The sequence below is a fragment of the Malonomonas rubra genome (genome assembly GCF_003247215.1).
Taxonomy (GTDB): domain Bacteria; phylum Desulfobacterota; class Desulfuromonadia; order Desulfuromonadales; family Geopsychrobacteraceae; genus Malonomonas; species Malonomonas rubra_A.
The window spans coordinates 1-14,970 of sequence record NZ_QKAP01000115.1 but is presented as its reverse complement, the minus strand read 5'-3'; the positions used below and the strand labels follow the sequence as shown (position 1 = coordinate 14,970).

At 55.4% G+C, this 14,970-nt stretch carries 10 protein-coding genes; 7 read left to right on the top strand and 3 right to left on the bottom strand.

Going from position 1 to position 14,970, the window contains the following annotated elements; translation table 11 throughout:
• The first annotated feature begins 61 nt into the window (after nucleotides 1-61).
• On the top strand, nucleotides 62-1,270 hold the full coding sequence (locus tag Q7J88_RS11920; protein ID WP_303722452.1) for a diguanylate cyclase: 1,209 nt from the start codon (nucleotides 62-64) through the stop codon (nucleotides 1,268-1,270).
• A 140-nt stretch (nucleotides 1,271-1,410) separates the two neighbouring features.
• Here Q7J88_RS11920 and Q7J88_RS11915 read toward each other — a convergent pair whose 3' ends face one another.
• Both Q7J88_RS11915 and Q7J88_RS11910 read right to left on the bottom strand, forming a co-directional pair.
• Nucleotides 1,411-2,712, bottom strand: coding sequence for a (Fe-S)-binding protein (locus Q7J88_RS11915; protein ID WP_303722451.1), 1,302 nt, complete (start codon nucleotides 2,710-2,712; stop codon nucleotides 1,411-1,413).
• Between the two features lie 4 nt (nucleotides 2,713-2,716).
• Complete coding sequence (locus tag Q7J88_RS11910) at nucleotides 2,717-4,108, bottom strand: FAD-binding oxidoreductase (protein WP_303722450.1); 1,392 nt, start codon at nucleotides 4,106-4,108, stop codon at nucleotides 2,717-2,719.
• Between the two features lie 200 nt (nucleotides 4,109-4,308).
• On the opposite strand from Q7J88_RS11910, the gene Q7J88_RS11905 reads away from it, so the two are divergent.
• The 6 genes from Q7J88_RS11905 (at nucleotide 4,309) to Q7J88_RS11880 (ending at nucleotide 12,222) form a co-directional block, all read left to right on the top strand.
• Nucleotides 4,309-4,869, top strand: coding sequence for a lactate utilization protein (locus Q7J88_RS11905; RefSeq protein ID WP_303722449.1), 561 nt, complete (start codon nucleotides 4,309-4,311; stop codon nucleotides 4,867-4,869).
• A gap of 78 nt (nucleotides 4,870-4,947) precedes the next feature.
• Nucleotides 4,948-7,101, top strand: a complete 2,154-nt coding sequence (ldhH, locus tag Q7J88_RS11900; protein WP_303722448.1) for an L-lactate dehydrogenase (quinone) large subunit LdhH — start codon at nucleotides 4,948-4,950, stop codon at nucleotides 7,099-7,101.
• 242 nt (nucleotides 7,102-7,343) lie between these two features.
• On the top strand, nucleotides 7,344-8,933 hold the full coding sequence (locus tag Q7J88_RS11895) for an ExeA family protein (protein WP_303722447.1): 1,590 nt from the start codon (nucleotides 7,344-7,346) through the stop codon (nucleotides 8,931-8,933).
• A 5-nt stretch (nucleotides 8,934-8,938) separates the two neighbouring features.
• Complete coding sequence (locus tag Q7J88_RS11890) at nucleotides 8,939-9,694, top strand: general secretion pathway protein GspB (RefSeq protein WP_303722446.1); 756 nt, start codon at nucleotides 8,939-8,941, stop codon at nucleotides 9,692-9,694.
• Nucleotides 9,695-9,918: 224 nt separating this feature from the next.
• Nucleotides 9,919-11,520: a sensor histidine kinase gene (locus Q7J88_RS11885; protein ID WP_303722445.1), complete on the top strand. Its 1,602-nt coding sequence runs from the start codon at nucleotides 9,919-9,921 to the stop codon at nucleotides 11,518-11,520.
• Between the two features lie 9 nt (nucleotides 11,521-11,529).
• Nucleotides 11,530-12,222, top strand: coding sequence for a response regulator (locus tag Q7J88_RS11880; protein ID WP_303722444.1), 693 nt, complete (start codon nucleotides 11,530-11,532; stop codon nucleotides 12,220-12,222).
• Between the two features lie 39 nt (nucleotides 12,223-12,261).
• Here the strand turns inward: Q7J88_RS11880 and Q7J88_RS11875 are convergent.
• Nucleotides 12,262-14,970, bottom strand: a 2,709-nt coding sequence (locus Q7J88_RS11875; RefSeq protein ID WP_303722443.1) for a PocR ligand-binding domain-containing protein, incomplete at its 5' end; no start/stop codon positions are given.

Genomic DNA, 14,970 nt, shown 5'->3' with positions numbered 1-14,970 from the left:
GTCACCCTTTTTGTTGGTCGGTTATAACTTTTTCTTTGTGCTCGCTAGGGGGAAAGCTTTTTTGACTCTCACGCTGAAGAAATTTATCTATCCATTTTTGTTGCCAAACGGACTGTTATGCTTGCTGACTGGTTTCGGCTTGGCCTGCGAGGACCTGCCTGCTGAACTGTCTTCATTTTTCAGCGTCTTTCCGTACCTGGTAGTTGTGGCCGGCGGCCTGCTCGGCTGGCGCTTTAACCGGACCCGGCTGCTTTTCGCAATCCTGCTGTTCGTTCTGGTTGATGTCAGCCTGCGCTCTGTTTCCGGGGACCCGGGACGGATTCTGCTTCAGGGCGCAGCTGTGCTGTTGCCGCCAAATCTGCTTTTGGTCCTCTGGTTTAGCGAGCGGGGACTGGTGAACCTGCGAACCGTCGCTTGGTTACTGTTTTTGTCCGCCGAGTTTTCCGTCTTTGTCTGGCTCCTGCGGACCCATCCTGCCGAGATGCGCGCCTATTTGAATTATCCGTTATTTGAAGTGCCATTTGGTGGAACGCTGTTTTTATCGCAGCCGGCGCTATTCAGTTCGTTGCTGGCGCTGCTGTTTTTTGCTTGGCGCGCTATCCGGACTAGTGCGGCATTTGATGTCAGTTTCTTTTGGGCGCAGATTGTTCTAATTCTCGGTTTCTCCACTTATGCTGGGCAGCCACTGCGTCTTTATCTGGCTTCTGCCGGACTGTTGCTGCTGCTGGGGATAGTTGAGATGTCTCATTCTCTGGCCTATCGCGATGAACTGACTGGTTTGCCGGGGAGGCGGGCGTTGTACGAGGATCTGGTCAAGCTCGGAAGCTGTTACAGCTTGGCAATGCTCGATATCGATCACTTCAAAAAATTCAACGACACTCATGGACATGTTGTTGGCGACCAGGTATTGCGGATGGTCGCCAGCAAATTGTCGACTGTCGGTGGAGGCGGAAAGGTGTTCCGCTTCGGCGGCGAAGAATTCTCGGTAATTTTTCCCCGCAGGCCGCTGAAAGAGGCGTTGCCGTTTCTGGAACTGTTGCGGAGTGCTGTTGAGGATGCTCGTTTCATCCCTCGCGGTAAGGATCGATCGAAGAAAAAACCGAAAAAGAAGCCGGTAGGCAAAAAGCAGTATCCGGCCCTGAAGGTGACCATCAGTATTGGTGGCGCTGAGCGTAGCGAAAAACTGCCGACCGCCGAGCTAATTATCGATGCTGCAGACAAGGCGCTCTATCGTGCAAAGAAGGCTGGTCGTAACCGGGTCTGCATCTGAGATTCAGCTATCTTTTTTGTGGTTGGAAAAGGAGGTGCCCTGCCATCACTGCCGAGGTTCAGGCCTCCCTTGGCTATTCGAACAGCACGGGTAGATCAGTTTGCTGATATTGGCTGGGCGAGAAGAGGTTGCCTAGGTCGCTATTCCGGTGTTGCCTGCCCGAGCAACTCCATCAGGTGCATGACCGGTTGCGGCATGCCCGCTTCGCGCAGCCCCCAAGCCAACTGTAGGTGGCAGCCGGGGTTGGCGGTGATCAGGATGTCGGCCCCTGTGTTTTGCACGTTGTTCAGCTTGCGATCGAGGATATTCTGGCTCTCCGCGGTGAACTTCAGGCTGAAGGTTGCGGCTGATCCACAGCACCAGCTCGACTCGTTCATCTCACGGAACTCGACCCCCGGAATTGCTTTAAGTAGCTCGCGGGGCTGCTTGCTTATTCCCTGTGCGTGGCAGAGGTGACAGGGGTCGTGGTAGGTCACCGACCTGTTGACTGGTTGTAGCTGCTCGGTGCGCAGTCCCCATTCGACGAGGAACTCGCTGACATCTTTGACCAACGAGCGGAACTTCGCCAGCTTGTCTATCTCCCGTCGTTCGTGGAGAATCTCTTCGTACTCCTTTAACGCAGCGCTGCAGCCGGCGCAGTCAGTGACGATGGCATCGACGTCTAGTTCCAGGAACAGATCCAGATTGTGAGCGGCAAGCTGCCGGGTGGTTTCCCGGTCTCCCTCGGTCAAGTGCGGCGCACCGCAGCATTTCTGCAGTTTCGGTGTGATTACGTCGAAACCTTGATGGCTCAAGACCCGCACCGTCTGGCGCGAAACCTCCGCATACATCAGGGTCATCACGCAGCCGAGAAAAAAGCCGACTCGGCCGCGTTTTTCCCCTTTGGCTAGGTTAAGTTCGGGAATTCTCTGTCGCAGCGGGGTGTGCAGCTCCGGCAGCATCCCTTCGGCTTTTTCGAACCACCTCGGTCCCAGCTTCAGAATCCGACTGTTGCGCACCAACCACTGAATGCCGAGTTTCTGGTATATGCGTGCCGGTAGCATGGATGATTCCAGTCTGCCCGGATCGGGGAGCATCTTCTGCAGGATGAAATTACGGAAGCTTTCCTGCCATTTCGGCAGTGATTGTTGCTGATGAACCTGACTGCGGCAAATTTCCATTACCTCGCCCGGATTGACGCCGGATGGGCAGGCGGTGCTGCAGGCGCGGCAGTCGAGGCAGAAGAATGCCTCTTCCTTTATCGCTTCTGTGAAGGGCAACTTCGCTTCCGCCACGGCTCGTGCCAAGGCGACCCGGCCGCGCGGGCTGGAACGCTCCCGACCGGTCAGGGCAAAGGTTGGGCAAGTCGGCAGGCAGAAGCCGCAGCGCATGCACTGCAGCAACGATTCATATGTAGGTGCATCCTGGGCAGTAAAATTTCCCAAACTTTTTGGGTCGGCCATCGGTTTATTCCTGACCGTCAGCAAAGATCTTGCCCGGATTCAGAAGTCCAGCCGGGTCGAAGGCCTGCTTGATCCGTTTCATCACCGCAACACCGGCGGGGCCTATTTGCCGGGCTAAGTAGTCTTTCTTGGCAATGCCGATGCCATGTTCACCGGAGACCGTGCCTCCCCAGGCGAGAACCTGTTCGTAAAGCTCGTCGTAGAAGGCGTGGGCGCGCTGCATCTCGTCTTCGTCGCGCTCGTCGCAGAGCACAGTCGGATGCAGGTTGCCGTCGCCGGCATGACCGAAGGTGCCGACCTTGAGCTGATACTTTTCGGTCAACAGCTCAATCAGGGCAAAGGTGTCGGCCAACATCGAACGGGGGACGGTGGCGTCTTCTAACAGGGTAGTCGGCGAGACTCGTGCCAAAGCCGAAAGAGCCGTGCGGCGGGCAGCGGTCAGTTCCGCGGCATGCTCGGGATTTTTAGCCATCAGCACATCGGCAGCACCGACCTGCATGAGAATTCGTTCAACTCCTTCCGCTTCTTCGGCGACCACCGCCGGGTGGCCATCCACCTCGATCAGCAGCAGTGCCGCCATCTGTCGTGGCAGGCCTATTTTGACGTAATCTTCGACGCAGTTGATGGTCGCTTTGTCCATGATCTCCATGGTCGAGGGGATGATCTTGGCGGCGATGATCTGAGACACTGCCTTGCCGGCGCTGCGGATATCGTCGAAGTAAGCGAGGAAGGTGCGTTTGTCCTGTGGCGGCGGGATCAGCTTGACGGTGATCTCGGTGATAATTCCCAACGTGCCTTCCGAACCGATCAGCAGGTCTTTAAAAGCGTATCCGGCCACATCCTTGACACTCTTGCCGCCAGTGGCAAGCAAGCTGCCGTCAGGCAGCACACATTTGAGGGCCATGACGTAGTCGCGCGTGACACCGTACTTGAGGCCGCGCAGACCGCCGGCGTCCTCCATGACGTTGCCAGCCAGGGTCGAAATCTTTTGTGAACCGGGGTCGGGCGGATAAAAGAGCCCTTTTTCGGCGACCGCATTGAAGAGATCTAGGGTGACGACGCCGGCTTGACAGGTGGCGGTTAGGTTCTCTTCGTCGATCTCGAGGATCTTGTTCATCTTGTTGGTGCAGATCACGATGCCGCCGTTAATAGGGATGCTGCCACCTGACAGGCCGGTACCGCTGCCACGCGGAGTGATAGGTATATTGTGGTCGCAGGCGATTTTGACCACCGCCTTTACCTGCTCGCTGTCGGTCGGGTAGACTACAACGTCGGGGGTGGCGTGCAATCCCGGTGTGGAGTCATAGCCGAGCACCAGCAGGTCTTCAGGTAGCCAGAGGACATTGTTTTTGCCGAGTTGCCGGCAGAGCTGATCGATAAGCGGTTTGGTGGTCATGTTGATTCCTTTGACTTTGAGCTTGGTCAGACCAATTTATATTAGCTGCGGTTTGTAAAGCTGTCAAGGTAGGTTAGGAAATAGTTCTATTTAGGTGGAATACAGTTATTTTCATTTGTTGTGCGCAGGTTTGGACGGTTGACATGGTCTCGCAACTATGTTTATCTTTGAGCCTGGTCAGACCAATTTTGGAGGCGCAGATGGTAAAAGAAGTGAAAAAAAATTTTGTATCTGCGGCCGAAGCTGCGGGTGCACAGGTTGTTGCCTGTGATGGTGTGAAGCAGGCAGTCGAATACCTAGCGGAAAAGACGCCCGGTATATTGCTTTGTCCGGCATTTGCCAGTGGCGAGAGGATTGACCTGGCCGGGCAACTGCGGCGGGCCGGGATTACCGTGGTTGACAGCGATTTTCGCGAGCAGGCGCCAACAGCACAGGCCGGGGTGACCGGGGTCAACTTCGCCATGGCCGACACCGGCACGTTGGCATTGGAGAGCACTGCCGAAGAGATTCGTCTCGCGACCACCTTGCCGGAAGTGCAATTCGCATTGCTCGATCCGCAAAAGATTTATGCTGATAGCTTAGAGGCGGTTGAACCGTTGAGGCAACTGCACCTGCGTGACCCGCGCAACTATATTGCTTACATCACCGGTCCGAGTCGTACCGCGGATATTGAGCGGGTACTGACAATCGGGGTACATGGTCCTAAGCAGCTGCATATCCTGTTGGTGCCGGGTTTGTCGGAAAGTCCGTTGGAAATGTAAAAGTTTTACTTTTTAATAAAAAAGATTTTTTGAAATAAGATTTTCTTTGAACAAAAAACTCTTCTAGAAGGCGAACAGATGAAGCAAAGATCGCGTGAATATAGACGTCGCATCGATAAGGCCCTCGCCACGCCGAAACTGCAGGATGCCCTGCACAAGTTCGGTGACGCTTACCTGGTTTCGCGCGGCAAAGCCTTTGCCAACTACGATTTCGAAGCGATGCGCAGTGAGATCTCTGCGATGAAGACCGGTGTGCGCGAGAACCATACCGCGTTGTTGCAGCAGTTTGTCAAGAACGCTGAAGCCGCTGGGGCGACCGTCTATTTAGCCAAGACCGCCGAGGATGCCAACAACTATATTGCCGAATTGGCGAAACAGAAGGGTGCCAAGCTGGCAGTCAAGAGCAAGAGCATGGCCAGCGAGGAGACCCACTTGAACGTGGCGCTGGAAAAGGCTGGCACCAAGGCGCTGGAGACCGACCTTGGCGAGTGGATCATTCAGCTGGCCGGGCAACGCCCCAGCCACATGGTGATGCCGGCGATCCACATGTTCAAGGAAGAGGTCGCCGAGCTGTTCAGCAAGGAAACCGGTAAGACAGAACCGGCAGAGATTTCCCATCTGGTGCAGGTCGCTCGTGAGCAGCTGCGGCAGGGCTACCTAGAGGCTGAAATTGGCATCACCGGTGCCAACATTGCCGTCGCCGAAACCGGCGGCATTGCCCTGATGACCAACGAGGGGAACGCCCGGCTCGCTTCGACCCTGCCAAAGGTGCATGTGGCACTGGTTGGCACCGAAAAACTGGTGCCGACGCTGAAGGACGCCACAAAGGTAATCCGCATCCTACCGAAGAACGCCACCGGACAGCCGATCACTTCATACGTGACCTGGATTCGTGGCGCGGTGCCCTGCGCTGGCGAGGAGAAAGAGCTGCACATCGTCCTGCTTAACAATGGTCGTAGCACCCTGGCGGAGTCGCCACAGTGCCGAGATGCCCTCAACTGCATCCGCTGCGGGGCCTGCGCCAATGTTTGCCCCGTTTACCAGACCGTCGGAGGGCATGTTTTCGGGCACATCTACATCGGCGCTATCGGCATCATCCTGACCGCTTTTTTCCACGGGCTGGAAAAAGCCGCCGAAATCGTTCGAGCCTGTATCGGTTGTCGCTCCTGCGTAGCGATCTGCCCGAGCAAGATCGACCTGGAGGAGATAATCCTCAGCTTGCGCGAAACAGTCGGCGAGGAAGAAGGTATTGGCGTCGGCAAGGATATCGTTTTTCGCAAAGTGATGCGTAACCGCAGGCTGTTCCACGGTTTGATTCGCGCCGCCAGCCTGATGCAGAAACCGGTCACCCGGGGGGAGCGCAGCATCCGTCATCTGCCGCTGTTCTTCTCTTCGCTGACCGAGTGGCGCACCCTGCCGGCAGTGGCCGAGAAGCCGTTGCGCGATGTCATCCTGCACCAGCCACAGAAGGTTGAGAAGCCGCGTTACCGGGTCTCCCTGTTCGGCGGCTGCGCCAATGACTTCCTTTATCCTGAGTTGGGCCTCGATCTAGTGACGGTGATGAACGCCCATGATGTAGAGGTCTACTATCCGCAAAAGCAGAACTGTTGCGGCGTACCGGCGCTTTACTCGGGCGACAAGGAGACCGCTATCGAGCTGGCCAAGCAGAATATCGATGCGATGCTGGAGGGGAATCCCAATTTCGTCCTCACCACCTGCCCGACCTGCACCATGGCGTTGCAGCGCGACTTTGTCGAGCATCTCAAAGACAACCCGGCCTGGGCCGCCAAGGCAGAAAAATTGGCAGAGATAACCGTTGACGCGGCTGGTTTTGTCGTCCACCAACTCGGTGTCGCCGATCAATTTAAAACATCGGCAAGCGGAGAAAAAGTGACCTACCACGATTCCTGCCACCTGAAACGTGGCGCCGGGGTCTGGAAAGAACCCCGGCAGTTGCTCGAATCGGCAGGTTTTGACCTGGTCGAGATGGCTCACGCCGATCGTTGCTGCGGCTTCGGCGGCTCTTACTCGCTGACCAGTCATCCCGAGATTGCTATGCGGATACTCAATGACAAATTGAGTGATATTGTCGAGAGTGGCGCCTCCTGCGTGGCGATGGACTGTCCCGGTTGTATGCTGCAGATCCGCGGGGGAGTCGAAAAGCAAGGGGTGAACGTTCGCGTGCAGCACACCGTTGAGTTGCTCGCCGAGGCGTTGAAGAACAAACCATAACCCCATCATCTACCGTTGTAATTTTCTTTCTTCCGCGCACTTCCCCCCGTTCCGCCCCTGCTATCGGAACGGGGCTTTTTTATCTGCTGGTTTTGCTGAACCATTCTCGGAATATACGCGTAAATTTAACCTGTTGTTGCCTTTAGCGCTTAAATTTTATAGGCTGCGGCATTGATAAAAATTTTTGTCTTTCATTCATATTGCAGCTCTCATTGTAAAAACTATCAGGGTTATCGTTTTTTATGTACAACGATTATTTTGGTTTCAAGGAAGCACCTTTTTCTATCGCTCCCGATCCGCAATTTTTGTACATGAGTGATCGCCATCGAGAAGCCTTGGCCCATCTGCTCTACGGTTTTCAGTCGGATGGTGGGTTTGTGCTTCTGACGGGTGAGGTTGGTACAGGTAAAACCACTGTCTGCCGCTGTTTACTGGAGCAGGTCCCGGAAAACTCCGATATCGCCTTCGTATTAAATCCAAAACTCACCGTTACCGAACTGCTTGAGACCATCTGCGATGAACTCAGGATCGAGACGCCGCAAGGGGTTTGCAGCATCAAGGTTTTTATCGACGCGATCAACCGCTTTCTGCTTGCTACCCACAGCAAGGGGCGCAAGACGGTTTTGATCATTGATGAAGCCCAGAATCTGTCGGTTTCCGTGCTGGAACAGATTCGGTTATTGACGAATCTGGAAACGAACAAGCAGAAACTGTTACAGGTGATCATGCTCGGGCAGCCGGAGTTGAAGCAGATATTGGAGCAGCCTGAGTTAAGACAGTTAGCCCAACGAATCACGGCGCGCTATCATCTCGAACCATTGGCAAAGAGCGAAATTAAGGCATATGTTTGCCACCGACTGGCTGTAGCCGGAGTCGAACGGCCACTTTTCTCCGTAGCGACTCTTGACAAGCTCTATCAGCTCACCGGTGGTGTCCCTCGTCTTCTTAATCTGCTTTGTGACCGAGCCCTGCTGGCAGCCTACGTCCGCGAGGTGCAGACGGTTAGTCCGGCCCTTTTGGTAGAGGCTTCGCGCGAGGTCTTCGGTCGGCAGCTGAACCCGCAACGATCTGCGTTCCCCGCCTGGAAATGGCTGCTATCCTTATCCGCTGCCGGTTTCGGGATCGCTCTGCTGGCGTTTTTTTTCTGGCCCGGATCAATCCCACCGCCGTCGCAGGCAGTTAGGCTGCCGGTGTCTCAAAATCAGACAGTGACCCCTTCTCGTTGGGATGAACAACTGGACATCACGAACAGTGGTGAGTTGGCTTATCAGAAGCTGTTTGAAGTTTGGGGACGCAACTATCAAGCGGATCAGGGGGCAGCAAGAGACCAGGCGGCAAGATACGGGCTGGGGATTGCGAAAAAGAGTGGCAGCCTCGGGCGTTTGAGGCAGTTGAATAGCCCAGCGGTTCTGCAATTGCAGAATTCACAAGGAGAGGAGTTTTATGCCACCTTGACAAGGTTGTCGGATGGGATGGCCACTCTGGTTGTCGGTTCTCAGCAGCGGGTGATTCCACTTGCTGACCTTGCTGGATGCTGGTTGGGAGAGTTCTCCCTGTTATGGCAGTTGCCCCCCCATTATACCGGTTCAGTTAGGCCGGGTGACAGTGGCAACGTAGTGAAGTGGCTGGATCGGCAAATGGCTGTGTTGAATGATCGGAACCCCCGAGAGGAGGATTTTATCTTTGACGGGCAACTGCTAGAAGAGGTGAAGCAGTTTCAGGTTGATGCGGGATTGGAACCGGATGGTGTTGTCGGCATCTATACCCTGATTCTGCTAAATATCAGGCTTAATCCGCTTCAGCCGACATTGGTAACAGGCTTAAAAGGTTAGATGTTATGTCTTTTATTCTCGACGCCTTAAGAAAATCGGATAAAAAGCGGCAGGATGGAAATGTCCCTAACTTGGTGACCTCTCATCACGTGCCTGCCGATTCAGGGGCACGGCGCCCGCTGTGGGGATGGTTGCTACTGCCGGTATTGATGTTGAATGCAGTGATCCTGCTTTGGTTGTTCGGTCCTTGGTCCCAGCCGGATCAGTCAGTCCAGCTACAAGTCGCTCCGGCCAACTCGGTAGAAAAAAAATCACCGGAAGAACCGGTAACTTCATTAGCAATCAAAGCTTCTTCCCCTGCTATGGTCCGCGAACTGTTGCCAAAGCCAATCCATGAGAGCCCGCAACTTGTAACGGCAGCTGTTACTGAACCGCAGCCTCGAGCGGAAGCCGTCGCAGAAGCTGTTAAGCAGATCGATTCTGCCCCATTGCAAGAGCAGCTCGCGCCAACGGATGCTGAAATAGTCGGGGAGACGCAAGGCTCTCGTGATCTCTCTTCTTTGGTAGAACAAGCTCCGCGACTTTACAACCTCTCTGATTTGCCCCCCGCCGTGCGCCGGGATATCCCGGAAATGCATATCTCCTTGCACGCGTACTTCGATGACGCTCAGCAGCGGCTGGTCAGTATCAACAATAAACTGCTGCGCGAGGGGGGGCTGTTGGATGGTAAGTATTTTGTTGAAGAAATTACCCTCGATGGGGTGATTTTCAGCTATGCGGGGTACCGGTTTCAGGTTCTGTTTAAAAGTTCCAGGTCCTAACAGTTCATGGTAATTGATAACAGTAAACTGTGTCTGAACGGTCTCGAATAGCATAGCAACGGTGCGGCATCGCTGCGGTTGACTGTTTTCGTTGTGTGCGGTTCTCATTTGCTGTGGCCTCTTGGCCGGAACAGTTTTTTTCTGCGTCTTCAGTCGTTTTTCGCGGACCCGGCGCGATTGTGCTAAGCTCGTCTTAGCCAGTCAATTGCCGAGTGGAGACCCCTGTGGCCTTTTACCAATTGATAGATCGTTTTCTTCCCCGTCGCCTGCAAACCAAGCTGAGCTTGCTGGTGACGGCGCTGCTAATCCTGCTGGTCAGCCTGATTGGTGCGCTCTTCTCCGATTCTTCCGAAAAACTGCTGCGCGAGCAGATCGGCCGCAAAGCTCTGGAAGTTGCCCAGTCGGTAGCGATCAATCAACAGATTATAGAGGGGCTGCAGGCGGGGGATGCCGCTGCCGTACAGCCGGTGGCCGAAGCGATCCGCCGGGCGACCGGGGCAGAGTATGTAGTGGTCGGGGATCGCAATGAAATCCGCTTCTCGCACCCCGCCCCGGAGAAGATCGGCCAGCGCTTTGTAGGCGGTGATCTAGACGCAGCGTTGCATGAAGGCAAGTCATATACTTCGCAGGCAATCGGCACCCTCGGCCCTTCGTTGCGCGGCATCGTGCCGATCCACAACGATCGGCAACAGATCATCGGCTTTGTCGCGGTCGGTTACCTGATCAGCGACATCAACCTGTTGATCCACGAAAAACAGCTGGAAATTCTCGGCTATGTCGGGATCGTACTAGTGTTCGGCGTGTTTGGTGCGACCCTTATCGCTCGTGGCTTGAAGGCGGCGATCATGGGGCTGGAGGTGCATGAGATCGCTGCACTGTTTCACGAGCGCAACGCCATCATTGGTGCGATCCGCGAGGGGATCATCGCCGTTGACGGCAAAGGTTATCTTTCCTTTGTCAATGCAGCGGCGCGGCTTTATCTAGGAGACGATTTCGACAAGGAATTACGTGGTCAGCCACTCAAAGATGTCTGTTCCAGCCCCGATCTGGCCAGCGCCTTGGTTGCTGGAGAGAAGCTGCTCGATCAGGAGATGGTGCTGCTGAACCGGCCGATGATCGTCAACATGTTGCCGCTCGATACCGAGCAGGGTGGGCTGGTGGCCAGTTTTCGGCCGAAGGATGAACTCGACCGGGTGACCCGCGAGCTGTCCCACGCCCAGGAATATTCGGAGTTGTTGCGTGCCCAGACCCACGAATATTCGAATAAGATGCACACCATCGCCGGGCTGTTGCAGCTGGGAGCACAACAGGAGGCGCTTGATTTGGTAATGACTGAGGCGAGTGGCTATCAGCAGCTGATCCGCAACCTGGCCGAAGCGGTGCCCGATCCGGTGATCGCCGGGGTGATCCTCGGCAAATATAACCGTGCCTGCGAACTAAAGATCGAGCTCGAATTCGATCCGCAGAACTCGTTTGCCGAGCTGCCGCCGGAGTTGGAGCGGGAGCCGCTGGTGACGATCCTTGGCAACCTGCTCGACAACGCCTTCGATGCGGTCCGCGAGTCGGGTAACCAACCGCTGGTGCGCCTCTATCTGACCGATCTGGGGCCTGACCTGATCATCGAGGTCGAGGATTCCGGACCGGGAGTGGCAAAGGAAGTCGCCGAGACCCTGTTCAATCGTGGGGCAACCACCAAAAGTGGTTCTGGGCGGGGTACCGGACTGGCCTTGGTTAAGCGTGCCGTTGAGTCACTCGGCGGGCAGATAACCTATGGCGACGGCGAGCTGGGTGGGGCACTGTTTACCGTGATTATCCCAAAGAGTTAGGACCCGATTATGAGCGAGATCAAGGTTCGGGTGTTGGTGGTGGAAGATGATATGCGAATCTCCGAGTTGCACCAGCGCTTTGTTGAGAAGTTGCCGGAATTCGAAGTGGTCGGTGTGGCCAATGCGATCGCTGACGCGGAAGAGATGGTTGATGTCCTGCAGCCTGACCTGGTTTTGCTCGATCTGTTCTTCCCCGAGGGAAACGGCATGGACCTGCTCAAGTCGATTCGCAACCGGGAGCAGGCGTGCGACGTGATCCTGATTACTGCCGCGCGCGAGATGGCTTCGCTGCAGGAGGCATTGCGTGGTGGGGTTTTCGACTACATCATCAAGCCGGTTTTCTTTCCCCGCTTTGCCGAAGCGTTGCAGAAGTTCTATGAATATTTCTGCCAGTTGCAAGAAGGTGGTGCGTTGGAACAGAAGGATGTTGATCGGTTGCTGCATGCTCATCGTCAGCCGGAGGCTGACACCGGTGCCATCCCCAAAGGGATCGACGCGCTCACGTTGAGCAAGGTGCGCAAGGTATTCGATGACCCTGCGGTTACAGATTTAAATGCCGAGGAGGTCGGCAAGGCGGTTGGCATCAGCCGCTCGACGGCGCGCCGCTATCTGGAATTTCTGGCAACAGAAGGCTTTTTGAAAGCGGATTTGATCTACGGCGTAGTTGGTCGGCCAGAGCGCAGATATCTGCGGGTCGAGTAAATACAGCGACTGTGGCATGTGCCGCGCGGTGCTGAAATCTCAGGTAAAAATCTTGCGAATTTCCCGGTTCAGCTCGCCATAGTCGAGCGGTTTCATCAGCAGTGCTTTCACTCCGATCTCCTGAGCTTTTTTCGTGTTCAGCACGGCACTGTGCCCGGTACAGATAATCACCGGCAGGTCGGCGCGGATAAGCATCGCCTGCTTGGCTAGCACATCCCCGGACATTTCCGGCATTGTCTGGTCGGTGATGAACAGGTCGTAGCTGGCGGGATCGGCCTCGAACAGCCTGAGCGCCTCAGAGGCCGAGGTCGTTGCGGTAACCTGATAGCCAAGCAGTTCGAGGGCTTCTTTTCCAAGGTTGACCAACATCTCCTCGTCGTCGACCAGCAAGATATGTTCCGAACCGCGTTCGCTAGTGGGGCTGCTATCTTTTGCCTGTTGGTCTTTCGGCTGCTTGTCACAGAGAGGGAAGAATACCTTGAAGGTTGTGCCTTGTCCGACGTCGCTTTCTACGTCGATTGCTCCATCGTGACTCTGGACGATGCCGTGGGTGACCGCTAGTCCCATGCCTGTTCCTTGGCCCTGCTGTTTGGTTGTGAAAAAGGGATCAAAAATCCGCGGCATGATCTCCGGCGGAATCCCGGTCCCGTTGTCTGCAACCGTCAGCTGTCCGTAATGTCCCTGACGAAGATTCGGGTAGTGGGCGGCGGTAACGGCGTCGACAACGCACGGGTTCAGACTGACAGAGATTTCACCTCCCTGCTCCGGCAGCGAGTGATAGGAGTTGGTGCAAAGGTTCAACACCACTTGGTGGATCTGGGTCGAGTCAGCCTGCACGTAGCCGGTCGCGGCGTCAACATCGACCTGAATGCGCACGGTCGCGGGAATGGTTTTCTGCAGCAGCCTGATCGCTTCGAGGACCACCGTGTCCAGCCTGATTAGCTCGTGTCTTCTTTCCCCCTTACGACTGAACATCAGAATCTGCTTGACCAATTCACGAGCCCGCTCGGCAGCTGAAATAACATTTTTGAGGTAGCTTCGGGTTTTGCCGTCGCCGCTTTGGTTGCGCAGGGCCAGCTGGGTATAGCCGAGGATCGCAGAAAGTATGTTGTTGAAATCGTGAGCAACGCCGCCGGCCAAGGTACCGATTGCTTCCATCTTCTGCGATTGGCGTAATTGTTCGGACAGCTCCAGTTTTTCAGCTTCGGCCTGCTTCAGCGCAGTGATGAACCTGGCCTGTTGGATATTCTGGTAGGCGGTATTGGACAGTTGGCTGGCTAGGGTGTAAAGAGCCTTGGCCACCAGCTCGAATTGCTGGCGGGACATGGCCGGGACTTCGCGGAAGGCTTCCATGAATTTGGTTTCGTCAACGCCTATTTCATGGGCGTACCGGCACATCTTCTCTTCCGACTGTGTTTCATCACGGACTTGGCCGATCAACCAGTTGGCGATATGCTTACCTCCGACCGATATCGAGGTTCCCGCGTCCCACAGACCGCCACTCAGGCAGGGCTGAATGATCGGGCCGTCCGGGTTGTAGCGGCCGAGCAGCGCGTCCGATTTACAGCAGTTGGCAGAACCTTTCTCCGTCTGGCGGATGATCTGGCTGCACAAGCGGGTAAAATTGCTCGGGGTGGTGATCGGGGTTCCGTCGGGGGTGGTGATAACTGATGCGACGCCGGTTGCCTGGGCGAACTCGTCCTGAAGTTGTTGCACATCAGAAAGGTTAAATAGCTCTTCAAAAGAAACCTTGCCGGTGATCGGCTGCGTCAGCGCAAGCAACCTTTTTTCGATCATTTCCTCCGCGCGTTTGCGCTCGGTCACATCGACAAAGGTGGTCAGGATCTCTTCCTCCAGCAGGATGGCCGAAATTTCCACAGCCAGCGTTGAGCCATCCTTGCAGCAGATCGGAAATTCCTGAGGAGGGAAATCAGTTCCTTTTTTAAGCGCCAGCTGAAGACTTTCTTGCCAGATTGTTTTTGCCCACTGCCGGGTTTGTTTGTCAGGGTATGCGTTCAACCACCACTCGTCGACCGTCGGGACGTCGGCTTCGGTGTAGCCGAACATTTCCACAAAGCGCCGATTGCGGAAGGTGATTTCCTGTTGTCGGTTGACGATCGCCACGGCAACCGGCATGTTCATCAGGACCTCTCTGAGCTTGCGCTCATTTTGCTGCAGGACCTTCTCCGCTTGCTTACGTGCTGTGATGTCGCGAAACTCAACGACTCTGACTTCGCTCCCCTGATAGATGATGTTTTTCCCCCGAATCGCCAGCGGATAGATGGAGCCGTTTTTACGTATACCCTCGGCCTCGTAGGCTTCTGTATATCCACGGTTGATGTTCTGTATCACCTGGTCGATGAAAGGGGGGGCGATCAGCTTGAGACCGTCCATGCCAATCAGTTCGTCGTGAGAATAGCCAGTGATATCGGACAGGCTTTGGTTGCAGTCGAGGATCAACCCTTTGTCGTGGATGACAATCCCACCGAAAGAGGCATCATGCAGGGCGCGGAAGCGCGCTTCGCTTTCCTGCAGCAGCTTCTGGTTGGTGGCCAGTTCTTTATTCTGCTTGCGCAGTTCGGCTTCCGCCTGCTCTTGCTGTTTGCGCTGCAAGCCCTTTTGGGCCAGGGTTTGCGTGAGGTTATGAAGGAAGCTCAGATTTTTGCGCAGTTTCTTTTCGCTGAAAAGCGGTACTTTGCGCATCGCCGCCAGGTATTCGGCTTCATCGAAATCGTACTCGCGGGCCTG

Bases quoted from the DNA above. Each gene is read 5' to 3' on its own strand.
- Q7J88_RS11915 (WP_303722451.1), bottom strand. From the start codon at position 2,712: ATGGCCGACCCAAAAAGTTTGGGAAATTTTACTGCCCAGGATGCACCT.
- Q7J88_RS11910 (WP_303722450.1), bottom strand. From the start codon at position 4,108: ATGACCACCAAACCGCTTATCGATCAGCTCTGCCGGCAACTCGGCAAA.
- Q7J88_RS11905 (WP_303722449.1), top strand. From the start codon at position 4,309: ATGGTAAAAGAAGTGAAAAAAAATTTTGTATCTGCGGCCGAAGCTGCG.
- ldhH (WP_303722448.1), top strand. From the start codon at position 4,948: ATGAAGCAAAGATCGCGTGAATATAGACGTCGCATCGATAAGGCCCTC.
- Q7J88_RS11895 (WP_303722447.1), top strand. From the start codon at position 7,344: ATGTACAACGATTATTTTGGTTTCAAGGAAGCACCTTTTTCTATCGCT.
- Q7J88_RS11890 (WP_303722446.1), top strand. From the start codon at position 8,939: ATGTCTTTTATTCTCGACGCCTTAAGAAAATCGGATAAAAAGCGGCAG.
- Q7J88_RS11880 (WP_303722444.1), top strand. From the start codon at position 11,530: ATGAGCGAGATCAAGGTTCGGGTGTTGGTGGTGGAAGATGATATGCGA.